Source organism: Leifsonia xyli subsp. cynodontis (genome assembly GCF_050632205.1).
Lineage (GTDB): Bacteria > Actinomycetota > Actinomycetes > Actinomycetales > Microbacteriaceae > Leifsonia > Leifsonia xyli_D.
Genome location: NZ_CP192578.1, coordinates 2,624,621 through 2,646,983 on the forward strand (window position 1 = coordinate 2,624,621; position 22,363 = coordinate 2,646,983).

Annotated in this window: 14 protein-coding genes and 3 pseudogenes; 6 read left to right on the forward strand and 11 right to left on the reverse strand. The window is 71.3% G+C overall.

Annotation, left to right across the window (positions count from 1 at the left end):
* Window positions 1–53 precede the first annotated feature (53 nt).
* From ACQ86M_RS13010 to ACQ86M_RS13025, 4 genes are all read right to left on the reverse strand, one after another.
* The gene (locus tag ACQ86M_RS13010; protein ID WP_431219086.1) at window positions 54–320 is read right to left on the reverse strand and encodes an EsaB/YukD family protein; all 267 of its coding nucleotides are present in this window, start codon (window positions 318–320) and stop codon (window positions 54–56) included.
* The gene (locus ACQ86M_RS13015; RefSeq protein WP_431245766.1) at window positions 313–855 is read right to left on the reverse strand and encodes a hypothetical protein; all 543 of its coding nucleotides are present in this window, start codon (window positions 853–855) and stop codon (window positions 313–315) included. Before ACQ86M_RS13015 ends, ACQ86M_RS13010 begins: the two co-directional genes overlap by 8 nt.
* Window positions 833–1,123, reverse strand: a complete 291-nt coding sequence (locus ACQ86M_RS13020; RefSeq protein WP_431219088.1) for a WXG100 family type VII secretion target — start codon at window positions 1,121–1,123, stop codon at window positions 833–835. The genes ACQ86M_RS13015 and ACQ86M_RS13020 overlap by 23 nt, the downstream gene beginning before the upstream one ends.
* Window positions 1,124–1,293: 170 nt before the next feature.
* The gene (locus tag ACQ86M_RS13025) at window positions 1,294–3,357 is read right to left on the reverse strand and encodes a DEAD/DEAH box helicase (RefSeq protein WP_431245767.1); all 2,064 of its coding nucleotides are present in this window, start codon (window positions 3,355–3,357) and stop codon (window positions 1,294–1,296) included.
* Between the two features lie 266 nt (window positions 3,358–3,623).
* Here ACQ86M_RS13025 and ACQ86M_RS13030 point away from each other — a divergent pair, with 266 nt between their 5' ends.
* Together ACQ86M_RS13030 and ACQ86M_RS13035 are read left to right on the forward strand one after the other, a co-directional pair.
* Window positions 3,624–5,165, forward strand: coding sequence for a phytoene desaturase family protein (locus tag ACQ86M_RS13030; protein ID WP_431245768.1), 1,542 nt, complete (start codon window positions 3,624–3,626; stop codon window positions 5,163–5,165).
* Window positions 5,162–5,608, forward strand: a complete 447-nt coding sequence (locus tag ACQ86M_RS13035) for an SRPBCC family protein (protein WP_431247888.1) — start codon at window positions 5,162–5,164, stop codon at window positions 5,606–5,608. The genes ACQ86M_RS13030 and ACQ86M_RS13035 overlap by 4 nt, the downstream gene beginning before the upstream one ends.
* A 47-nt stretch (window positions 5,609–5,655) precedes the next feature.
* On the opposite strand, the gene ACQ86M_RS13040 is transcribed toward ACQ86M_RS13035, so the two are convergent.
* A complete protein-coding gene (locus ACQ86M_RS13040; RefSeq protein WP_431245769.1) occupies window positions 5,656–6,099 on the reverse strand; it encodes an Hsp20/alpha crystallin family protein in 444 nt (147 codons plus the stop codon).
* A gap of 179 nt (window positions 6,100–6,278) precedes the next feature.
* On the opposite strand from ACQ86M_RS13040, the gene ACQ86M_RS13045 reads away from it, so the two are divergent.
* Complete coding sequence (locus tag ACQ86M_RS13045) at window positions 6,279–6,866, forward strand: Dps family protein (protein ID WP_431245770.1); 588 nt, start codon at window positions 6,279–6,281, stop codon at window positions 6,864–6,866.
* 70 nt (window positions 6,867–6,936) lie between these two features.
* Here the strand turns inward: ACQ86M_RS13045 and ACQ86M_RS13050 are convergent.
* A pseudogene (locus ACQ86M_RS13050) lies at window positions 6,937–7,712 on the reverse strand (IclR family transcriptional regulator).
* Window positions 7,713–7,783: 71 nt separating this feature from the next.
* Here ACQ86M_RS13050 and hutH point away from each other — a divergent pair.
* From hutH to hutI, 3 genes and pseudogenes are all read left to right on the forward strand, one after another.
* Window positions 7,784–9,303 (forward strand): annotated as a pseudogene (hutH, locus tag ACQ86M_RS13055) (histidine ammonia-lyase); the annotation flags it as partial.
* 108 nt (window positions 9,304–9,411) lie between these two features.
* A pseudogene (gene hutU, locus ACQ86M_RS13060) lies at window positions 9,412–11,081 on the forward strand (urocanate hydratase).
* Entirely contained in the window at window positions 11,078–12,238 is a 1,161-nt protein-coding gene (gene hutI / locus ACQ86M_RS13065; RefSeq protein WP_431245771.1) for an imidazolonepropionase, read from the forward strand. The pseudogene hutU and the gene hutI overlap by 4 nt, the downstream one beginning before the upstream one ends.
* 68 nt (window positions 12,239–12,306) lie before the next feature.
* On the opposite strand, the gene ACQ86M_RS13070 is transcribed toward hutI, so the two are convergent.
* The 5 genes from ACQ86M_RS13070 to ACQ86M_RS13090 form a co-directional block, all read right to left on the reverse strand.
* A complete protein-coding gene (locus ACQ86M_RS13070; protein ID WP_431245772.1) occupies window positions 12,307–13,245 on the reverse strand; it encodes an arginase family protein in 939 nt (312 codons plus the stop codon).
* A gap of 82 nt (window positions 13,246–13,327) precedes the next feature.
* The gene (locus ACQ86M_RS13075) at window positions 13,328–16,693 is read right to left on the reverse strand and encodes an efflux RND transporter permease subunit (RefSeq protein ID WP_431245773.1); all 3,366 of its coding nucleotides are present in this window, start codon (window positions 16,691–16,693) and stop codon (window positions 13,328–13,330) included.
* Between the two features lie 147 nt (window positions 16,694–16,840).
* Window positions 16,841–18,319 (reverse strand): PLP-dependent aminotransferase family protein, encoded by a 1,479-nt coding sequence (locus tag ACQ86M_RS13080; protein WP_431245774.1) that lies wholly within the window; start codon window positions 18,317–18,319, stop codon window positions 16,841–16,843.
* 1,045 nt (window positions 18,320–19,364) lie between these two features.
* On the reverse strand, window positions 19,365–20,126 hold the full coding sequence (locus ACQ86M_RS13085) for a MerR family transcriptional regulator (protein ID WP_431245775.1): 762 nt from the start codon (window positions 20,124–20,126) through the stop codon (window positions 19,365–19,367).
* A 79-nt stretch (window positions 20,127–20,205) separates the two neighbouring features.
* Complete coding sequence (locus tag ACQ86M_RS13090) at window positions 20,206–22,356, reverse strand: APC family permease (RefSeq protein WP_431247889.1); 2,151 nt, start codon at window positions 22,354–22,356, stop codon at window positions 20,206–20,208.
* Window positions 22,357–22,363 lie beyond the last annotated feature (7 nt).

Here is a 22,363-nt window from a genome sequence, read left to right on the forward strand (position 1 = left end):
CGCACCGATACGCCGAAGCCGCCCGCTCCACGAGCGGGCGGCTTCGGCGCAGGTCAGGCGCGGACGGGCGCCGAGGGAGTGACGACTTCCAGAACATCGCCGTCCCCCACGGGGAAGTCGGCGATCACGTCATGGTCGCCGAGGGCGATCGGCTTGTCCTTCAGCCGGAGCCGCCACTCGGCGGGCATGACGATGTCGTGCTCCCGGAGGACGCGGCCGATCAGTTCGGTGAGACGCGCGAGCGTCACCGCCGCGGGGACGCGAAGGTCGAGTTGCTTGCCGTTGAGCTCGATGCTCAGGTCGATGTGCCGCTCACCCATGGTGCTTCGCCCGTCGCGATGCGGTCTTCCAGCCGACGAAGACGACGAGAAAGAGCACGGGGACCGCGGCAACCAGCATCGCGGCAGCCCAGAGCTCGGCATCGTGGGCCGCCGGCCTCCCGGTTCGGTCGATCGCCGCCGCGGGGCGGTAATCGGCGAAGAGCCCGCTGCGCGGCCCCGCGTAGAACCGGTCGAGCTCCTGGCTGCGGTCGGCAGGCTCGAAGGCGACTCTTCCGAGAGCGGCCGTCACTTCGGAGGCCTCCTTTTCGCGCTCCGCCGCACGTCGCTCCATGCGGGGCAGGAAGAGCTCGCCCTTCACGGGGAAGTCACCGGACGAGCCCGCACTGATCCCCGCGTTCGTGATCACCTCGGGGAGGAGGTGCAGGCTGCCGTCGCCGTCGGGGCCGCTGCCGGTGTCGGCAGCGGCCCCGGTGGTGGCGCAGACGAGCAGGCCGGCGCCCACAGCCAGGCTGAGGACGACGGCCGCTCCCCGCGCGCGACGGACGACCCGGTCAGAAGCCGAAACTCTGCGCATCCTGCGCGTCGCGCTCTGCGACGGTGTCGGCATACGAGTTCAGCTGCTGGTTGATGCTCTCGAGGAGCTGCTCGAACTGCTGGACGTTCTTGTAGAGCTGGTCGTACTGCGTGAGGTAGGCCTCGAACGCCGCACCCTTCCACTCCTCGTGGATGGTGTTGTTCATGCTGTTGACCTTCTGGACCGCGGACTCGATCTCGTCTTTGGCGACGAGGTAGACCTTGGCCTGGCTCTTGAGCTCTTCGGGGGTGACGCTGATTGTTGCCACTGCAATACCTTTCATAACGAACAGACGTTCAAACGTAAGATATCGCACGGCGCACCCTCGATGTGGAGGTGCTGTCATTGCGGTCAATGCCCGCCCATGCGCCGTACAACGCGAGAACCGCCCCCGACACAACGTGTCGAGGGCGGTTCCGTGGAGCGGAGCGGACGCGGTTACTGCGCCAGCGTCAGCAGCACGTCGTCGCCGGGCGCGGCCGGCACGAAGTCGGCCTCGATCTCGGCGCGGCCGAGCAGCTCGGTCATCCGGCGCTGACGCTGGCGCGGGATGAGTGTCACGACGGTGCCCTGCTTGCCGGCGCGGCCGGTGCGGCCGGAACGGTGCAGGTACGTCTTGTACTCGTCCGGCGCATCCGCCTGGATGACCAGGTCGATGTCGTCGACGTGGATGCCTCGGGCGGCGACATCCGTCGCCACGAGCACGTTGACGCGGCCGCTGGTCAGCTGCGCCAGGTTGCGCGTGCGGCGCGACTGGTTCAGGTCGCCGTGAAGGCTGACGGCGGGGATGCCGGCGTCCTCCAGCTGGTCGGCCAGCATCTCGGCGAAGGCGCGGGTGCGGGCGAAGACCAGGGTCTTGCCCTCGCGGTCGGCGAGCTGCTCGATGATGGCGCCCTTGTCGCGGTGCTCGATCACGAGCACGCGGTGGTCGATGGTCGAGGACGCCTGGTCCTCGCCCGCCACCTCGTGCACGGCCGGGTCGACGAGGAACTCGTCGACCAGCTGCGCGACACCGGAGTCGAGGGTCGCGGAGAACAGCAGCTTCTGGCCACCCTCGGAGGTGCGGCGCAAGATGCGCTGCACCGGCTCGAGGAAGCCGAGGTCGCACATGTGGTCGGCCTCGTCGAGGACGGTGACGATGACCTCGCTGAGGTCCAGCCGGCCCTGCTCCACGAGGTCCTCGATGCGGCCGGGGGTGCCGATCACGATGTCGACGCCGCGCTGCAGCGCGCCGACCTGACGGCCCTGCGGGACGCCGCCGTAGATCTGCGTGGTGAAGAGGCCGACGCTGCGGGCGATCGGCTGCACGGTGCGGTCGATCTGCAGCGCCAGCTCGCGGGTCGGGGCCAGGATGAGCGCACGCGGCGCGCGGCCGAACTGGCGCTTGCCGCCGGACTTGCCGTTGTCGGCCCACTGCTGCATGAGGCGCTCGACGAGCGGGGCACCGAAGGCGATGGTCTTGCCGGAGCCGGTGCGGCCGCGGCCGAGCACGTCCTTGCCGGAGAGGACATCGGGAAGCGTCGCGGCCTGGATGGGGAACGGCTTCTCGGCGCCGAGCTCGGCGAGTGCGCGGACGATGTTTCCGCCGAGGCCGAGGTCGGCGAAGGTCACGCCCTCGACATCCTCCGCCTGGATCGCGTCCGCCTGCAGGCGCTCCAGCACGACGTCGTCGGTGGGCGCGAAGGCCGGCTTCTCGTCACGCGACGGGTAGAAGGAGGAGTCGCGTCGCGGACGCTCGGCACGGTCGTCGAAGGACCGGCGGGGGCGCTCGTCGAAGTCGCGACGGGGACGGTCGGTGCGCTCGGCGAAGTCACGGCGGGGACGCTCGGTGCGGTCGCCGAAGTCGCGACGCGGACGGTCGGTGCGCTCGGCGAAGTCACGGCGGGGACGCTCGGCACGGTCATCGAACGAACGGCGCGGACGCTCGGCACGGTCATCGAACGAACGACGCGGACGGTCGTCCTGATCGCGGCGCGGACGCTCACTCCGGTCGCCGAAGTCCCGGCGTGGACGCTCGGCACGGTCATCGAACGAACGACGGGGGCGGTCGTCGTACTCGCGGCGCGGACGCTCGCTCCGCTCACCGAAGTCGCGACGCGGACGCTCGCCACGGTCATCGAACGAACGACGCGGACGGTCGTCCTGGTCGCGGCGCGGACGGTCGGTGCGGTCGCCGAAATCGCGACGCGGACGCTCCTGGCGCTGCGAGCGGTCCTCCCACTCGCGCTCGGTGCGGCGCGCATCCTTGCCGCGGGGCTCCCAGTTGGGGCGCTCACCGCCGCGGGCGCTGCCGGCGCTGCCGCCACGGGCTCCGGCGCTGTCGTCGCGGCTGCCGTAGACGGAGCGGCCACGCGCGGCGCGGTCGTCCGCGCTCCAGCGGGCCTTCTTGCCGGTCGCGGGCTCCTCAGCGCGGTAGCCGCGGTGCTTCGGGCTGCGGCTGCCGCTCTTCGGGGCGCCGCCGCGGGCGGACTGCGGTCGTCGGTCGTTGTTGTATCCGGGCATGGATGTTCTTCCTGGGTTGCTTTAGAGTGCGCGGCGGCGCGCCTCAGCGCACCGAATGATTCCCGGGCGAACTGTGTCCGGGGCCGTTCACGATCGTGTGATCCGCACCGCCGATCGGGTGCGAAACCGGCCCACTTGACTGACAAACCCATCCGCGCAGATCGCGCAGTGTCAAGAGCCGACTTAGCAACACTAGCGGATGGAGGCTGGGAGCGCGCTGCCGATCTCCCTCGGCCCGCGGAGCGCAGCGGGGTATACAGGGAGGTATGAGCGCCCCCTCCTCCGCGGACCGCCTCGACGCGATCGTCATCGGCTCCGGCCCGAACGGCCTGTCCGCCGCCGTGACGCTCGCCCGTGCGGGTCTTTCGGTGCGGGTGTACGAGCGCAACGCGACCATCGGCGGCGGCATTCGCACCGAAGAGCTGACGCTGCCGGGCTTCCGCCACGACATCTGCTCGGCCGTGCATCCACTCGGGTTCGCCTCCGGCTTCTTCCGGAAGTTCGGGCTGGCGAAGCGCATCCCGTTCGTCGTCCCGACCGCCTCGTACGGCAACCCGCTCGACGGCGGCCGTGTCGCGATGGCCTACCTCGATCTCGAGCGGACCGTGGACGAGCTGGGCGTGGACGGTCCTGCCTGGCGCGCGCTGCTCGGGCCGCTGGTGCGTGACGCGGACGCGGTGGCGCAGTTCACCGGCTCGGCGCTGCTCCAGGTGCCCCGGCATCCACTGGTCGCGGCGCGCTTCGGGTTGACCGCGCTCGCGCAGGGCGGCCCGTGGTGGAACATCCCGTTCCGCACGGAAGCGCCCCGAGCGCTGCTCGCCGGAGTGTTCGCGCACACCACCCTCCCGCTGCCGAGCGTCGCCGGCGCGGCGGCCGGACTCACGCTCGCCGTCTACGCGCACGCCCGGGGCTGGCCGCTGCCGGTCGGCGGCAGTCAGGCGATCGCGGATGCGATGGCCGCCGACCTGCTCGCGCACGGCGGCGAGATCGTGACGGACACCCCGGTGGAGTCGCTGGCGGAGCTGCCGGACGCCCGTGTCATCCTCTTCGACACGCACGTCGCCGATGCGGCCCGGCTCGGCGAGGACCGCCTGTCCGCGGGCTACCTGCGGAAGATCGCACGGTTCCGCGACGGCAACGGCGTCTTCAAGGCGGACTTCGCGCTGTCCGGACCGGTGCCCTGGACGAATCCCGAGCTGAACGAGACCGCCACCGTCCACCTCGGCGGCAGCCGCAGCGAGGTCGCCCGCGCCGAGAACGCCGTCGCACACGGCCGCCACAGCGAACCGCCCTATGTACTGCTGTCGCAGCCGTCGCTGTTCGACCCGACGCGGGCGCCTGCGGGCAAGCACGTGCTCTGGACGTACACGCACGTGCCCCGCGGATCGACGGAGGACCGGACCGAGGCGATCATCCGCCGCATCGAGCAGTTCGCCCCGGGCTTCCGCGACCTCATCATCGGGACCTCGACGATGAACGCGGTGCAGGTGGAGCAGCACAACCCGAACTACATCGGAGGCGACATCTCGGCGGGCGCGCCGGACTTCGGGCAGCTCGTCGCCCGCCCGGTGCTCTCCTCCGATCCGTGGCGAATGCCCGGACGCGGCCTCTACCTGGCCTCGGCATCCGTCGCTCCCGGGCCGGGGGTCCACGGCCTCGGCGGCTACTACGCGGCTCGCAGCGCGCTGCGTCACGAATTCGGGTTCACCCGGATGCCCGACCTGTCCCCCGGGCCGGACCAGCTCTCCTCGCCGCCGCCCACGCCCTTCATCGCCGACGCCCTCCCCCAGACCCTCACGGAGCACTGATCATGTCCGTCAACGTCCGCCGCATGTCGTGCACGCCCGAGCAGGTCTTCGCCGTCCTCGCCGACCCGTGGATCTATCCGACCTGGGTGGTCGGCGCCTCCCGCCTGCGCGCTGCCGACGACCGCTACCCCGCGGTCGGTTCGCGACTGCACCACTCGGTCGGGGTCTGGCCGCTGGTGCTCAACGACGAGACCCGCGTCGACGAGTGGGATCCGCCGCGCCGGATGGTGCTGGAGGCCAAGACCCGGCCGTTCGGCACCGAGCGCGTGATCATCGAGGTCAAGCCGCGAGGCGGCGGCAGCGTCGTGCGCATCGAGGAGTACCCGCGCACCGGGATCGTGACGCGCATCCCGGACGTCCTGACGGATGCGCTGCTGCACGCCCGCAACGCGGAGGCTCTGCGGAGGCTGGAGTGGGCGGCGCGAGGGCGCGCCGCCCACTGACGACGCGCCCTCGACCGGCCACGTGCGGGCCGGAGCGTCTCCGCGGGCTATCCCGCCGAGACGGCCTTCTGGCCGCTCTCCCTCGACTCGCGGCGCGCCGACTCCACCGAGATCTTCCGCGGCTTGGCCCGCTCGGCGACGGGGATCATGACGCTCAGCACGCCGTTGTCGTAGGAGGCGGTGATGCCGTCGGGATCGACGTCGTCGCCGATCGTGAACTGGCGCATGTACGCGCCGTACGGACGCTCCTGTGCCAGCCAGCGGGCGCCGTCGCGGTCGGCGGCGCTGCGCACCGCGCGGATGGTCAGCAGGTGGCCGTCGACGTCCACATCCACCGACGCCGGGTCCGCTCCTGGCAGGTCGGCGTTGAGGATGTAGCGGTCGCCCTCACGGAAGAGGTCGACCGGCATGATGCGCGGCTGGCGGCTGGTGTCGAAGACGCTCTGTGCGATCCGGTCCAGCTGGGAGAAAGGATCGAACGACATGGCCATCAGATGTACCCCTTTCTTCGTTTGTGCTGATGAGAGGTGGTTCACACCCTCTTTTCGACCAAGGATTTTAGCACTCTCCACCGCAGAGTGCCAAGGGTTTTCACGCGCTGTCAACCCGCTTCCGTGACCACTGCTGCAGGCCTATCGTCCGCGGTGTCATCGATCAGAAGGGACCCATCGTGGCCGCAAGCGAGACCAAGACCAGCACCAAGAGCAGCCCCAAGAAGGGCGGTCCGAAGACCGCATCCGTCCGCCGCACCAGCGCGGTCGGCGTCGCCCCGACCCGACGGGAGCATGCCGAGCACGGGTTCGTCGCCTCCGAACAGCTCGCGCAGAACCTGCAGCGGGTGCACGTCGACCTGATCGAGCTGCACCTGCAGGGCAAGCAGGCGCACTGGAACGTCGTCGGCCGCAACTTCCGCGACCTGCACCTGCAGCTGGACGAGATCGTCGAGTCGGCCCGCGAGTTCAGCGACGTCATCGCCGAGCGCCTCCGCGCCCTGCACGCGACCCCGGACGGCCGCAGCGCCACCGTCGCCGAGCAGACCAGCCTGCCCGAGTTCCCGAACGGCGAGGTCGACACCGAGGAGACGGTCGACCTGATGACGGAGCGCCTCGAGGCGGTCGTGCGCACCATGCGCGACGTGCACGACGACGTCGACGAGGAGGACCCGACCTCGGCGGATCTGCTGCACGCGATCATCGAGAAGCTCGAGCAGTACGCCTGGATGGTCAGCGCCGAGAACCGCACGCCCAGCCGCGCCTGACCTGCGCCGGCGAAGGCGCGCCAGTGGATGCGGCGAGCGCCGCATCCACTCGCTCGCGTTCGCGACGTCGTCAGGTGCCGCGGATGCGCCGGGAGAGCTCGGCGGCCGCGTCGCGCACCCGCGCGGCCAGCGCATCCCACTCCTCCGCGGCGACGTTCTCGCGCGGGAACGTGACGGCGATGCCCGCCGCGGGCCACCCGGCGTGGTCGCGGACCGAGACGGCAACCGAGGCGAACCCGGGGGTCACCTCGCCGTCCTCGGTCGCGTAGCCGCGCTCGCGCGCCTCCGTGACGACGCGGCGCAGCTCGGCGTACGAGTGGGGGCCGGCTCCGGTGCGGTCCTCGAAGGCGTCCGAGTCGGGATAGAGCGCCCGCAGCTGCTCGCGGGGAAGCGTTGCAAGCAGCGCGCGGCCGCTCGCGGTGAGGTGCGCGGGCAGCCGCACGCCCACATCCGTCACCAGGCGCGGCCGGCGGGGGCGCGCTCCTCGACGATGTAGACGACATCGCGGCCGTGCAGCACGGCGACGTGACCGGACTCGCCGATCGCGTCGACGAGGGCCGCGACGATGGGACGCCCGAGCCGGCTGAGCGGTTGCTGGCGCGAGAACCCGCTCGACAGCTCGTAGGCCGCGACGCCGAGGCCGTACCGACGCGCCTCGGGGAGGTGCAGCACGAAGCCGTGGTCGGCCAGCACGACGAGCAGGTGGTAGACCGTCGAGCGCGGAAGCCCCAGAGCGGACGCGATGGCGGCGGCGGGCACGGGGCCGCGCTGCGCTCCGAGGTAGCCGAGGATGCGCAGGGTGTTCTCGGCCGCGGGAACCTTGCTCACCGCATCCCCTCCCGTCATCGTCTGGGATACCGGACACCGAGCAGCCTACAGCCGGAGCGCCAGGGGTCCTGCGGCGCGAGGATCGGAGCATGCTCCAGACCCAGACCACCGTCACCGCCGGCGCGGGCGCACTAACCATCGCCGACGTCGTCGCGGTCGCCCGCCACGGCGCCCGCGTCGAGCTCGATCCGGCCGCGCTCGACGGCGTCGCCGCATCCCGCGCCATCGTCGAGGCCCTCGCCGACGACACCGAGCCGCACTACGGCATTTCGACCGGATTCGGCGCGCTCGCGACCACGTTCATCCCGGCCGACCGGCGCGCGCAGCTGCAGGCCAGCCTGGTCCGCTCGCACGCCGCCGGCTCCGGGCCGGAGGTCGAGCGCGAGGTGGTACGCGCGCTGATGCTGCTACGCCTGTCCACCCTGATGACCGGCCGCACGGGCGCCCGGCCGCAGACGGTCGAGACCTACGCCGCGCTGCTGAACGCCGGCATCACCCCGGTCGTGCACGAGTACGGCTCGCTCGGCTGCTCTGGCGACCTCGCGCCGCTCGCACACTGCGCGCTCGCGGCGATGGGCGAGGGCCGGGTGCGCGTCGACGGCGAACTGGTCGACGCGGCAGACGCGCTGGCCTTCGCGGGCATCGAGCCGGTGGTCCTCGCCGAGAAGGAGGGCTTGGCGCTGATCAACGGCACCGACGGGATGCTCGGGATGCTGGCGCTCGCCATCCACGACCTCCATGGCCTCCTCACCGACGCGGACATCGCCGCCGCCATGAGCGTCGAGGCGCTGCTCGGGACGGATGCCGTGTTCGCCGACGACCTGCAGCGGCTGCGCCCGCAGGCGGGCCAGGCCGTGTCGGCGGCGAACCTCCGGGCGATGCTCGCGGACTCCCCCATCGTCGCCAGCCACAAGGGGCCCGAGTGCACGCGCGTGCAGGACGCCTACTCCCTCCGCTGCTCGCCGCAGGTGCACGGCGCCGCGCGCGACACCCTCGCACACGCGGAGCTCGTCGCCGGACGCGAACTCGCCTCGGCGGTCGACAACCCCGTCCTCACCCTCGACGGCCGGGTGGAGTCGAACGGCAACTTCCACGGCGCACCCGTCGCCTACGTGCTCGACTTCCTCGCGATCGCGGTCGCCGACGTGGCCAGCATGTCGGAGCGGCGGACCGACCGCTTCCTGGACCCGGCGCGGAACCAGGGCCTCCCCCGTTCCTCGCGCACGAGGTCGGCGTCGATTCGGGGCTGATGATCGCCCAGTACACGGCCGCCGGGATCGTCTCCGAGCTGAAGCGGCTCGCGGCGCCGGCGTCGGTGGACAGCATCCCGTCGTCCGCGATGCAGGAGGACCACGTGTCGATGGGATGGGCAGCCGCGCGCAAGTTGCGCCGCGCCATCGACGGACTCGCCCGCGTCATCGCCATCGAGGTGATGACGGCCGCCCGCGGTGCCGACCTCCGCGCGCCGCTGCAGCCGGGACCCGCGACCGGAGCCGTCATCGCCGCCCTGCGCGAGACGGTCCCCGGCCCGGGCCCGGACCGCCACCTCGCCCCCGAGATCGAGGCGGCCTACGCCCTCGTGGCCTCCGGCGCCCTGCGCGCCGCGGCCGACCTCCCTGACCAACCAAGCCGACGATTCCTGAGTTTTTCGGGTCTGACGCAGCCGTTCCCCCGAAAAACTCAGGAACTCTTGGCGACGACGAAAGGAACGCGACCCATGGATGGAGCACGACCGGTCCGCGCCGCCCGCGGCACGGAACTGAGCGCCAAGAGCTGGCAGACCGAGGCGCCCCTGCGGATGCTCATGAACAACCTCGACCCCGAGGTCGCCGAGCGCCCCGACGACCTCGTCGTCTACGGCGGAACAGGGCGCGCGGCCCGCAGCTGGGAGGCCTTCGACGCGATCGTCGCCACGCTGCGCGACCTCGAGGCGGATGAGACGCTGCTGGTGCAGTCCGGCAAGCCCGTCGGCGTCTTCCGCACGCACGAGTGGGCGCCGCGCGTGCTCATCGCCAACTCCAACCTCGTTGGCGACTGGGCGACCTGGCCCGAGTTCCGCCGGCTCGAGGCGCAGGGGCTGACCATGTACGGCCAGATGACCGCCGGATCCTGGATTTACATCGGCTCGCAGGGCATCCTGCAGGGCACGTACGAGACCTTCGGAGCGGTCGCCCGGAAGCGGTTCGGCGGCTCCCTCGCCGGCACGCTCACCCTGACCGGGGGTGCGGTGGGATGGGCGGCGCGCAGCCCCTCGCCGTGACCATGAACGGCGGGGCCGTGCTCATCGTGGATGTGGGCCGCACCCGGCTGCAGCGCCGCGTCGACCACGGTTACCTCGACGTGCTCGCCGACGACCTCGAGGACGCGGTCGCTCGGGCCCTGGCCGCCAAACACGCGGGCGAGGCGCTCTCCGTCGGCGTGGTCGGCAACGCCGCCGAGGTGTTCCCCGAGCTCCTCCGCCGCGGCGTCCCGATCGACATCGTCACCGACCAGACCAGCGCCCACGACCCGCTCTCGTACCTTCCGATCGGGTACACGGTCGAGGAGTGGCGCGACCGCGCCGCCGCCGACCCGGAGCGCTTCACCGACGACGCCCGCCGCTCGATGGCGGCCCAGGTGCAGGCGATGGTCGGGTTCCAGGACGCGGGCGCCGAGGTGTTCGACTACGGCAACTCGATCCGGACGGAGGCCCAGCTCGGCGGCTACGACCGCGCCTTCGACTTCCCCGGCTTCGTGCCCGCGTACATCCGCCCGCTCTTCGCCGAGGGCAAGGGCCCGTTCCGCTGGGCGGCCCTCTCGGGCGACCCGGCCGACATCGCGGCGACGGACCGCGCGGTGCTCGAGCTCTTCCCCGAGGACGAGCACCTGCGGCGCTGGATCACGCAGGCGGGCGAGAAGGTGCACTTCGAGGGCCTCCCCGCCCGGATCTGCTGGCTGGGATACAAGGAGCGGCACCTCGCGGGGCTGCGGTTCAACGAGATGGTCGCCTCCGGGGAGCTCTCCGCGCCGGTCGTCATCGGCCGCGACCACCTCGACTCGGGGTCCGTCGCCTCCCCGTACCGCGAGACGGAGTCGATGGCCGACGGCTCCGACGCGATCGCGGATTGGCCGCTGCTCAACGCCCTCCTGAACACGGCGTCCGGCGCCACCTGGGTGTCGCTGCACCACGGCGGCGGTGTCGGCATCGGGCGCAGCATCCACGCGGGCCAGGTGATCGTCGCGGACGGCACACCGCTCGCCGCCGAGAAGATCGAGCGCGTGCTCGTCAACGACCCGGGGACGGGCGTGATGCGGCACGTGGATGCGGGCTACGACCGCGCGGTCGAGGTCGCCGAGGAGCGCGGGCTGCGCATCCCGATGCGCGAGCAGACCGCCGCCCGCCGATGACCGCGACGCTCGTCACGGGCATCGGGGAACTCGTGACGTTCGATCCGGCGCATCCCGGACCCCTCGGGCTCGTCTCGGACGCCGCCGTGCTCACGGTCGACGGCCGCGTCGAGTGGACGGGGCCGGCCGCGTCGGCGCCGCGGGAGGACGCGGACGAACGGATCGACGTCGATGGCGCGGCGGTCATCCCCGGATTCGTCGACGCGCACACGCATCTCGTGTTCGGCGGCGACCGGGCGGCGGAGTTCGAGGCCCGGATGGCCGGCCGACCGTACACGGCGGGCGGGATCCGCTCGACGGTGGCGGCGACCCGCGCCGCCTCGGACGAGCAGTTGCGAGCGCGACTCGCGGGTTTCGTCGCCGAGCTGCACGCGCAGGGGACGACGACGTTCGAGATCAAAAGCGGATACGGGCTGACCGTCGCGGACGAGGAGCGGCTGCTCCGTCTCGCGCGCGAGGTGACGGACGAGACGACGTTCCTCGGGGCACACGTCGTGCCGCCCGAGTACGCCGACGACCGCGACGGGTACGTCGACCTGGTGACGGGGCCCATGCTGGATGCGTGCGCCCCGCACGCCCGGTGGATCGACGTGTTCTGCGAGACCGGGGCGTTCACCGTCGAGCAGAGCCGCCGCATCCTTCGCGCGGGTGCCGACCGGGGCCTGGGCGTGCGCGTGCACGCGGCGCAGCTCGGGCCGAGCGACGGCGTGGGCCTGTCTGTCGAGCTGGATGCGGCGAGCGTCGACCACTGCACCTACCTGAGCGACGACGACGTGGATCGGCTGGCTGCCTCGCGCACGGTGGCGACGCTGCTGCCGGGCGTCGAGTTCTCGACCCGGCAGCCGTATCCCTCCGGCCGGCGGCTGCTCGACGCGGGCGCGGCGATCGCGCTCGCGAGCGACTGCAACCCGGGCTCGTCGTTCACCTCGTCGATGCCGTTCTGCATCGCCGTGGCTGTGCGCGAGATGGGACTGACCCCCGCGGAGGCGCTGCAGGCGGCGACGATCGGTGGGGCGAGGGCGCTTCGCCGTGAGGATGTGGGGCACCTGCGTCGCGGCGCCCGCGCCGACCTTGCGGTGCTCCGTGCGCCGACGTATGTGCATCTCGCGTACCGTCCCGGCGTGCCGCTCGTCGAACGTACCCTCCGCGCCGCCTGACCCGTCCCCCCGCTGCGCCAACAGTTCCTGAGTTTTTCGGGGGCAGAGGAGGGTCAACCCCGAAAAACTCAGGAATTGTCGGCTGGGCGGGCTAAGCGATCCGGCGGTGCGGGGCGGGAGGCGAGGCCGGTGGCGGCCTCGAGGACGAGGAGCGCCGCGAGGCGGACCGTGCGCTGGTCGGGGGCGTCGGCCGTGGCGTCGACCTCCGCGATGTCGATCGAGCGGACGAGAGGGGATGCGGCGGCCAGCCGCGCGAACCGGCGCAACTCCCAGGCGGCCAGCCCGCCCGGGACGGACGCCGGGCATCCGGGAGCGACGGACCGGTCGCAGACGTCCACATCCAGGTCGACGTGCACCGGTCCGCCCGCCGCGCCGGCGATCTCGAGGGCCTCCGCCATGACACCGTCGAGCGGACGTGTGTGAAGGGCCTCGCGCGGGATGACGGTGATGCCGTGCTCCGCCGCCCGCCGGGTGTAGGCGGCCGAGTTCGCGAAGTCGGCGATCCCGATCTGAACGACCCGCCGGCCATCGAGCCCCGCCTCGAGCAGTTCCCGGACCGGGGATCCGTTGGACGTCCCGTCCCGGAGGTCGTGGTGCGCGTCGAGGGTGATGAGCCCCGCGGTGCGGAGCCGGTCGCCCACGGCACCGAGCATCGCGGGAACCGTGAGCGCGTTGTCGCCCCCGACCGCGACGGTCAGGCGCGACGCCGCCGCGGCGTCCGCCATGGCCGCGATCGCCCGCTCGCGGCCCTCGGTTCCGTCGGGCGACGCGACGTCTCCCGCATCGGCGAAGTGCAGTGCTTCAACATCGAGCCCCGGCACGAACGCGGAGCAGCGGCGCAGCGCATCCCGCACGGCAGCCGGCGTCGTGTCGGCACCGGTCGGAGAGAGCGACGTCTCGTGTGTCGGGATGCCGATCAGCGTCAGGTCGGCGCCCTCCGCTCCGAGCGGCGGCCAGCCCCCGGCGCGCGGCCAGGACGGGTCGACGGACAGGCTCTGCGCGCTCATACGGCGACCCTAGCGACGCGGGAGCGGCCCGAAGGCGCCGGCGAGCCGTCGCGCGTCTGGGATTCCGGACGCGCGACGCTCGTCAGATCTGCGAACCGCCCGCCGGCCGGGTGAAGACAGGCGGCTCCGGCACGACACGCGAACCGCCGCCGTCCGACGACCCGTCGTCCGACGGTCCGCCGCCCGACGGGCCCCGCGGCGGCTCGCCGCCACCGGTGCCGGGACCGCCCGCGGCCGCATCCTTCGCCGCCCGACGCGCCGCCTTCCGCTCGCGCCGTCCCTCCACGAGGTTGTACAGCGTCGGCAGCACGACCAGCGTCAGAACCGTCGACGAGATGAGTCCGCCGATGACGACGATCGCCAGCGGCTGCGAGATGAACCCGCCATGGCCCGTGACGCCGATCGCCATCGGGGTGAGGGCGGCGATCGTGGCGATCGCCGTCATCAGGATCGGCCGGAGTCGCCGCGAGGCGCCGTGCTCGACCGCATCCGACACCGTCAGCCCGCGGCGCCGGTACTGGTTCACCAGGTCGATCAGCACGATGGCGTTCGTGACCACGATGCCGATCAGCATGAGCAGGCCGATCATGGAGGCGACGCCGAGCGGGATGCCGGACGCGATCACCAGCAGGATGGCGCCGGTGGCCGCGAACGGCACGGACACGAGCAACAGGATCGGCTGACGGAGCGACCGGAAGGTGGCCACCATGACGATGTACACGATCAGGATGGCCGCGAGCAGCGCGATCCCCAGCTGACCGAAGGCGTCCGACTGGCTCGCGGAGACGCCGCCGATCTTCGCTGTCGCACCGTCGGGCAGCTCGGCCGCCTTGAGCGCCGCGGACACGTCGGCGTTGGCCGTCGTCAGATTGTCGGTCGCCGGCGTGGCCGTCACCGCCGCCGTCCGGAGTCCGCGCTCGGTGGTGACCGTCGAGGGGCCCTTGACCTCCGCGACGGACGCGAGCGTGTCCAGCGGGACGATTCCGGCAGCGGTCGGTACCGGCAGCTGCGAGAGCCCGGCGACCGTCGTCGGCGGGTTGGCGCTCTGCAGGTAGATCTTCAGCGTCGTGTTGTCGATCGCGACCGAGCCCGCCTGCGTCGGCTGCATGGCCTGCGAGACGATCGTGCCGACGGCGACCTCGCTGAGCCCGGCCGCCGCCGCCTTGGACCGGTCGACCTTCACCGCGACGTACGGCAGCGATGCGGAGAGGTTGTCCGTCACCTGCTTGAGCGACGATTTCTTCTGCAGCTCGGCGACCACCGCGTCCGTCGCCTTCTGCAGGTCCACGTCGCTGCTCGCGCTGATGTTCACCTGGATGTCCGTGGACCCGCCGAAGCCGCTCGACGCCGAGAGCGTGAGCTGGCCCTGGTCTTCGATGCCGGCCAGCTCGTCCTGGATGGTGTTCTGCAGCTTCTCCTGGTCGGCGTCCGGGTCGGTCGTGATGGAGAAGGTCGTGCCGCCGCTTCCGCCGGTGAACGCATCCCGCAGCGACGACCCAGAGGAGCCGATCGAGACCTGGACGGTCTTGACGCCCTCGGTGTGGAGCAGCTTCTCCTCGACGACCTTCGCCGCGTCGTCCTTGGACTGCAGGCTCGCGCCCGGCTCGAGCTTCTGCGTGACCGTGAGGGAGTTCTGCCCGCTGGAACCGAGGAAGTTGGTCTTCACGAACGGTGTCGCCGCGAACGTCAGCAGGAGCACGACGGCGGCCGCCACGATGGTGACCCACGAGTGCTTGAGCGTCCAGCGGATGATCGGCAGGTACCCGGCCTGCAGGCGCGAGGGATGCTCCAGCTCGTCGACGCCGGCGGCGGCGGCCTCGTCCACCGAGAGGTGGGACACGTCCGTCTCCTCCGCGCCTTCCTCGTGCTTGTGCGCCTTGGGCGCACGCAGGAACCAGTACGCGAGCACGGGCACGATGGTGAGGGCGACGAGCAGCGACGAGAGCAGAGCGATGGTGACCGTCAGGGCGAACGGCCGGAACAGCTCGCCGGTGACGTCGCCGACGAACGCCAGCGGCAGGAACACGGCGACCGTGGTGATGGTGGATGCCGTGATGGCGCCGGCGACCTCGCGAACGGCCTTGACGATGGTGACCGCACGATCCACTCCGGGCACGAGCTGCCGTTTGATGTTCTCGATGACGACGATGGAGTCGTCCACGACGCGCCCGATCGCGATGGTCAGCGCGCCGAGCGTGATGATGTTGAGCGTGTAGCCGGTGGCCCACATCACGACGAAGGTGATGAGCACGCTGGTCGGGATGGACACGATCGTGACCAGGGTCGCCCGCACCGACAGCAGGAACACCAGGATGACGATGACCGCCATCGCGAGGCCCAGCAGCCCCTCCTCGGCCAGCGAGTTGATCGACTGCGTGATGAAGGGAGCCTGGTCGAAGACGACGGTGATCTTCGCATCCGCCCCGAGCTTCTTCTCGAGGTCCGGGATGAGCTTGTTGACCTCGCGCGAGACCTCAACGGTGTTGGCGGAGGGCAGCTTGGTGACCGCGATGGTGAGGGCGGGCTCTCCGTTGACGCGCGACAGCGAGGTGATCGGGTCGTCCGTCTCGGCGACCGCGGCGACGGCGCCGATCGTCGGCGGGGTCGCGGTTGCGGTCGAAGCAGCGGCCGCTCCGGCGCCCGCGCCCGCGCCGGCGCCACCCGCACCCGTCCCCGCAGCGCCCGTACCCTGCCCCGTTCCCCCGCCCGACCGCACGAGCGGAAGCCCCGCGATGTCCTCCACCGAGCCCAGCTGCGACCCCGACTGGATGGACAGCGTCTTGCCGTTCTCGGTTATGTCGCCGCCCGGGATGAGTACGCCGCTCTGCTGCAGCGCATCCTTGATCGCGGACGACGACACTCCCGCCGCGGCCAGATTCGCGGCGTCGGGCGTGATGGTGATGCGGCGCCCGACCTCGCCGACGAGCTGCGCGTCGTTCACGCCCTTCAGGTCTTTGATGTCGGGGAGGGCGAGCTTCGTGATGTCGTCGGCGAGCTTCCGCTGGTCGCCGGGCGCGGAGACGGCGAGCTGGACCACGGGCAGGTCGTCGATGCTGCCCGAGAGCACCTGCGGCTCGACCCCGGAGGGGAGCCCCGACTTGATGCGGTTGATGGCCTGGTCGATCTTCTGCTCCGCCGTCGCCAGGTCGGTTCCGTAGGTGAACTTCGCCGTGATGATCGACTGGTTGGTGCTGCTGACCGCCGAGGTGCTGTCGAGGTTCGGCACTCCCTGGATCGCCGCCTCCACCGGCGTGCTCACGTCGTTGTTGACCACCTCCGGAGAGGCGCCCGGGTAGCTGGAGAGGACGACGAGCTGGGGGAAGGAGATCGAGGGGACGAGCTCCTGCTTCAGGTTGTTCAGCGCGATGCCGCCGAAGACCGCGGCGACGATCGTCACCAGCGCGATCAGGGCGCGGTTCCTCATGCTGAGGACGGCGAGGAAGTGCACGTGTTTCCCCTCGGGATGGGACTGGAGGACGGGTGGATACTCGCGACGGCTGCGGCGCATCGAAAGTATGTCAGCCGACCATGGGCGCCCGCTTCATGCCCTGGTACGACAGTGGACTACTCCCCGGGAGGCGTCCTGTGGACGATTTCACACCACGCTCGGCAGCGCGCCCTGCTCGAAGTACGGCACCGGTTCGTTCGCGGCGACCGCCCATGCGCGCGCCAGCGCGCCGAACGCCCGGTCGTTCTCCTCGTCCGTGTAGGTGATCGGGATGCGGAGGAATCGCTCGAAGGCGCCGTCGATCCCGAATCGGGGACCGGCGGCGATGAGCAGCCCGTGGCCCCGCGCCGCCAGAGCGAGCGCCGAGCTGACCGGCGCTCCGATGCCGACCCAGGCGGTCAGGCCGCCGTGCTGCACAGGCACCGTCCAGTCGGGGAACGTCTCGGCGACCAGCCGGCGCACCGTCTCCCGGCCCCGCCGCAGCTGCTCGCGGCGCTCCTCCATGATGTCGTCGAGCTGCGGCAGCATCCGCGCCACCACCAACTGCTCGATCACCGGCGTGCCGAGATCCGTGGCCGGCTTGGCGCCGATCAGGCGCTTGATGTGGGAGCGCTCGGCGCGGATCCAGCCGATCCGGAGTCCGCCCCAGAGCGTCTTGCTGGCCGACCCGATCATGATGATCGGCGCCGCCGGGGAGGCCTGGTCGGCGTAGCGCGGCAGCGGCAGGTACTCGCCGACCCGGTCGATGTCGAGTTCGGCGGTCGTCTCGTCGGCGACGACGATCGCGCCGTGACCGGCCGCGGCGGCGAGGACGCGCTCCCGCGTCTCCGGGCTCATCGACGCACCCGTCGGGTTGTGGAAGTCGGGCAGGAGGTAGGCGAGCGCGGGGTTCGCCCGCCGGAAGGTCTGCTCGATCGCGTCCGCATCCCATCCATCCGCCTCGTCCCCGAGCCGGTGCGGACCCTCGTCGGGCGCCGTGACCGTGATGGGGACGAGCCGTGCTCCGGCGAGCCGGATCGCCTCGATCGCGTGCGGATAGGTCGGCACCTCGATGACGACGCGGTCGCCGCGCTGCAGGAAGGTGCGCGCGATCAGCGCAATGGCCTGCTGCGCGCCGACGGTGACCAGGATCTGGTCCGGCTCGGTCGGCAGGCCCCGGCGCGTGTACCGTTCGGCGATCTCGGCTCGCAGGTGCGGCAGGCCGACGGGGTCGTACCCGGGCTCGGGCAGGAACCGGGGCAGGTCCTCGGCGGCGGCCCGGGCGGCGCCGGCGAGGGTGGATGCGGCGGGCAGCGACGCCTTCGTGAAGTCGAGCATCCCCTCGCCGCCGGTAGCCGGAAGCGGGAGGGTGCGCCCCGGAAGCCGGGTCACGCTCCCGGATCCGCGCACGCTGTCCACGAAGCCGCCCTCGCGCAGCTGGCGGTACGCCGCGGCGACGGTGGTGCGGCTGAGCCCGAGCCGGCCGGCCAGGTCGCGCTCGGCGGGCAGCCGGGTGCCGATCGGGATGCGGCCGTCGAGCACGAGGAGGCGGATGCGGTCGGCGAGCGCCTGGTACCCGGCCGCGGATGTGCGCCACGCGCCGAGGAGCTGCTCGAGTGAGCGGGCGGTGAGCTGCGCATCCGTCATGCAGGCCACTTTAGGCGAATTGGCATCTTGCCGCCAGTCCAATCGCCACGATTGGATTGTGCCCATGACCACGCGACTGCTCCTCACCCGCCGCCTCGTGCAGCTGCTGATCGGCCTGTTCCTCTACGGGATCGCCATCGCGCTCATGGTGCGCGCCGGCATCGGGCTCTCGCCGTGGGACGTGCTCGCGCAGGGCGTGTCGATCAAGACCGGCATCCCGTTCGGCCTGGTCACCAACCTCGTCGGGCTGGTGGTGCTGGCGTTCTGGATCCCGCTGCGGCAGCGGCCGGGACTGGGCACCATCCTGAACGTGCTGCTGGTCGGGCCGAGCGCGCAGCTCGGGCTGGACCTCCTGCCGCAGCAGAGCGAGCTCTGGGCGCAGGTGCTGTTCTTCGCCGCGGGCCTCGTGCTGCTGGCCATCGCGACGGGCCTCTACATCGGTCCGCGACTCGGTCCGGGACCGCGCGACGGGCTGATGACCGGCCTGCACGCACGGACCGGCCGTCCGATCTGGATGGTGCGCACCGCGATCGAGGTCACCGTGCTGATCATCGGGTGGGTGCTGGGCGGCAACGTCGGCGTCGGGACGCTGGCGTTCGCGCTGCTGGTCGGCCCGCTGTGCAGCCTCACCCTCCCCTTCTTCGCGATCCGCCTGCCGCAGGACGCTGCAACGACTGCGGCCGAGCGGGAACGCGAGCTCGAGGGAACGGCCGAGCAGTCGGCCGGCCTCGAGGGGAGCAGGATGCCGTCCGTTTCGACGTGCGCGACGGCATCCTGCTCGAATCCGACCGCGCGGCGCACGCCCGCACGGCGCGGGCCGACTCGCCGTTCGTCCGCGGGCCGCAGCCCGACCGCGCCGAGCCGTCCCCCCGCGACGTGGGCGGGTCCCGTCCGTCGCGGGCGATCGCCGCCCACTGGCTGGACGACCGCATCACTCGCCGCCCCCGCCATCCCTGACCCCTCGCCAACAATTCCTGAGTTGTTCGGGTCTCCGCGGCTCGGAGACCCGAATTACTCAGGAATTGTTGGCTTGGGGAGCGCGCTGCTACGCGAGGTGCGCGGCGGCGTAGACGCGGAGGGCGTCCCGCACGAAGGACGCACCCTGCACGCCGCCGTAGTTCGCGGCGAAGCGGTCGTCGGCGACGTACATCTCACCGAGCCCGGTCAGGTAGGCGGCTGTCGGCGCGCCCGAGCCGTAGCCCGGCGTGCCCGGGATGCCGGCCAGCCAGTCGGCGTGCCGCCGGGCGAGCGCCTGTGCCTCCTCCGAGTCCGGTGAGACCCCGGACGCTGCGGCCGCCTGCCAGTCGCGCGCGAGGCTCTCCTGCCGCTCCTGCCACTCGCGCCGTTCCTCGGCGGTCTTGCTGCGCCACCAGCGGTCCGACGTCTCGTAGGCGTCCTTCCCCCAGCGCTGCTCGACCTCCTCCTTGTACTGCGTGTGATCGAACCCGTCGAACATCCGCTCGGCCACGATCTCCTCTCCTTCCTCCACCGCGTGGATCGTCGACTCGACCGACGCGATCTGCCGCGCCAGCCGTTCGCGCTCCGCCTGTAACCACGCGAGGTGGTCGCGGAGAGCGTGCACCGCATCCGTCCGGTCGTCGAGCACGCGGCCGACGGCATCCAAGCCGAGACCGAGCTCGCGGAGCAGCAGGATGCGCTGCAACCGCACGAGGGAGTCGCGATCGTAGTACCGGTACCCGTTGCCGCCGACGCGGCTGGGCTTCAGCAGCCCGATCGCGTCGTAGTGACGCAGGGTGCGGCTGGTGGTGCCTGCGATGCGGGCGATGTCCTGGATGGACCAGTCCATGACTCCTCCTCTCGTGCGATGACTCCACGGTAGGAGTTGACGTTACGTCAAGGTCAAGCGCACCTGGGTGAAAAGAGTCCTAGCGCTTCGCACCCTCACGCTGCGGGTCCGAAGCCGAGGCCGACGCAGGCGTCGGCGCCGGTGCCGGCTGCGGCTCCGGGATCGTCGCGGCCACCTGCTCCGCCGTCTCCCCAGCCTCGTCGATCGTGATCGGCACCTGGTGGATGTGGACGTGCGTGTGCGCCCGCGAGGCCGGCACCAGCGGCCGCCGGGCGACGGGCCGCACCGGCTCGCCGCGGCGGTCCTGCCCGGGGAGCGGGCGGGAGCGACGGCCGTAGATGAGCGACGAGGAGTCGAGCAGCCACGGCACGAGGGCGACGGTGACGCCGTGGCACAGCATCAGCTGCTTGCTGATGCGGCGCGCCCGGTGGTTGTGCAGGATGGACTCCCACCAGTGACCGACGATGTACTGAGGCAGGTACACGGTGACGACCTCGGAGCCGTGCTCCTCGCGCCGGTGCTTCAGGTACTTGACGAGGGGCACGCCGAACTCGCGGTACGGCGACTCGATGATCGTGAGCGGGACGTGGATGTTCTGCTCGATCCACTGCCGCTGCAGCTTCTGCGTCGCCTCCTCGTCGATCGAGACGTGCACGGCCTCGATGGAGTCGTGGCGGGCGGCGATCGCGTAGTCGAGGGCCTTGAGCGCCGGCTTCTGCATCTTGCCGATGAGCACGATGGCGTGGTCGCCCACGCTGCCGAACGTCGTGACCGGGTCGACCTCGACCTCCTTCTCGACATCGCGGTAGTACCGATGCACGCCGAGCATCAGGATCCAGAGGATCGGCATGAAGATGAAGACGAGGTACGCGCCGTGCGTGAACTTGGTGATCGTGACGACGATGAGCACGATCGCGGTCAGGCACGCGCCGAACGCGTTGATGCAGAGCGAGCGGATGATTCCCGTGCGTTCGCGACCGGTCTGGCCTCCCGCGCGCAGCAGCGTGATCCAGTGCTTCACCATGCCCGACTGGCCGAGTGTGAACGAGACGAAGACGCCGATGATGTACAGCTGGATCAGCTGCGTCAGGTTCGCCTGGTAGACCACGAGCAGCACCGTGGCGGCGAGGGCCAGGATGATCATGCCGTTCGAGTACACGAGGCGGTCGCCGCGGGTGTTGAGCGCCTTCGGGGCGTAGGAGTCGCGGGCGAGCACCGAGCCGAGCAGCGGGAATCCGTTGAACGCGGTGTTGGCGGCGAGGAGCAGCACGACCGCGGTCGCCGCCTGCACCAGGAAGAAGAAGAAGGTGTTGTTGCCGAAGGTCGCGGCGGCGATCTGGGCGATCAGGCTGCGCTGCGGCTGCGTGGCGCACTGCGCCCATCCCTGCAGGTCGCAGGGGTTCTCGGCGTAGTGCACGCCGCTGATCAGCGCCGTGGCGGTGAGGCCGGCGAACAGGGTGATCGCGATGCCGCCCATGAGCCCGAGGGTGATGCGGGCGTTCCGGATCTTCGGGGTGCGGAAGGCGGGGACGCCGTTGGCGACCGCCTCCACGCCGGTGAGGGCCGAACATCCACTCGAGAAGGCGCGGAGCAGCAGGAGCACGACCGCGGCCTGCGTGAGCGAGTCCGCGTGCACCTGGTAGGCCGCGGACTCGGCGACGGGGGCGTTGCCGAACGCCGTGCGGACGAGCGCCGTGACGATCATGAGCGCGATGCTGCCGATGAAGATGTACGTCGGCAGGGCGAACGCCTTCGACGACTCGCGCACACCGCGCAGATTCACGGCGGCGATGATGATGACGCAGAGGATCGCCAGCTCGACCCGCCAGGGCGCGAGGAACGGCAGCGCTGAGATCACGTTGTCGACGCCGGAGGCGACGGACACCGCGACGGTGAGGACGTAGTCGACGAGCAGCGCGGAGGCGACGACCAGCCCGGCCTTCTCGCCGAGGTTCTTGTGCGCCACCTCGTAGTCGCCACCGCCCGAGGGGTAGGCCTTCACAAGCTGGCGGTAGCTGAGGACCACCGTGATCAGCAGCACGACGACGGCCGCGGCGACCCAGGGTGCGAAGGTCAGGAACGCGAGTCCGCCGAGGAGCAGGATCATCAGCAGTTCCTGCGGAGCGTACGCGACGCTCGACAGCGCATCGGAGGCGAAGATGGGTAGCGCGAGGTGCTTCGGGAGCAGTTGTCCTTCGAGCTTTTCACTCGGAAGCGGGTCGCCGATCAACCAGCGC

What these genes read in the sequence shown, in the direction of transcription:
- ACQ86M_RS13010 (WP_431219086.1), bottom strand. Translation starts at nt 320, where the DNA reads ATGGGTGAGCGGCACATCGACCTGAGCATCGAGCTCAACGGCAAGCAA.
- ACQ86M_RS13015 (WP_431245766.1), bottom strand. Translation starts at nt 855, where the DNA reads ATGCGCAGAGTTTCGGCTTCTGACCGGGTCGTCCGTCGCGCGCGGGGA.
- ACQ86M_RS13025 (WP_431245767.1), bottom strand. Translation starts at nt 3,357, where the DNA reads ATGCCCGGATACAACAACGACCGACGACCGCAGTCCGCCCGCGGCGGC.
- ACQ86M_RS13030 (WP_431245768.1), top strand. Translation starts at nt 3,624, where the DNA reads ATGAGCGCCCCCTCCTCCGCGGACCGCCTCGACGCGATCGTCATCGGC.
- ACQ86M_RS13040 (WP_431245769.1), bottom strand. Translation starts at nt 6,099, where the DNA reads ATGGCCATGTCGTTCGATCCTTTCTCCCAGCTGGACCGGATCGCACAG.
- hutI (WP_431245771.1), top strand. Translation starts at nt 11,078, where the DNA reads ATGACCGCGACGCTCGTCACGGGCATCGGGGAACTCGTGACGTTCGAT.
- ACQ86M_RS13070 (WP_431245772.1), bottom strand. Translation starts at nt 13,245, where the DNA reads ATGAGCGCGCAGAGCCTGTCCGTCGACCCGTCCTGGCCGCGCGCCGGG.
- ACQ86M_RS13080 (WP_431245774.1), bottom strand. Translation starts at nt 18,319, where the DNA reads ATGACGGATGCGCAGCTCACCGCCCGCTCACTCGAGCAGCTCCTCGGC.
- ACQ86M_RS13085 (WP_431245775.1), bottom strand. Translation starts at nt 20,126, where the DNA reads ATGGACTGGTCCATCCAGGACATCGCCCGCATCGCAGGCACCACCAGC.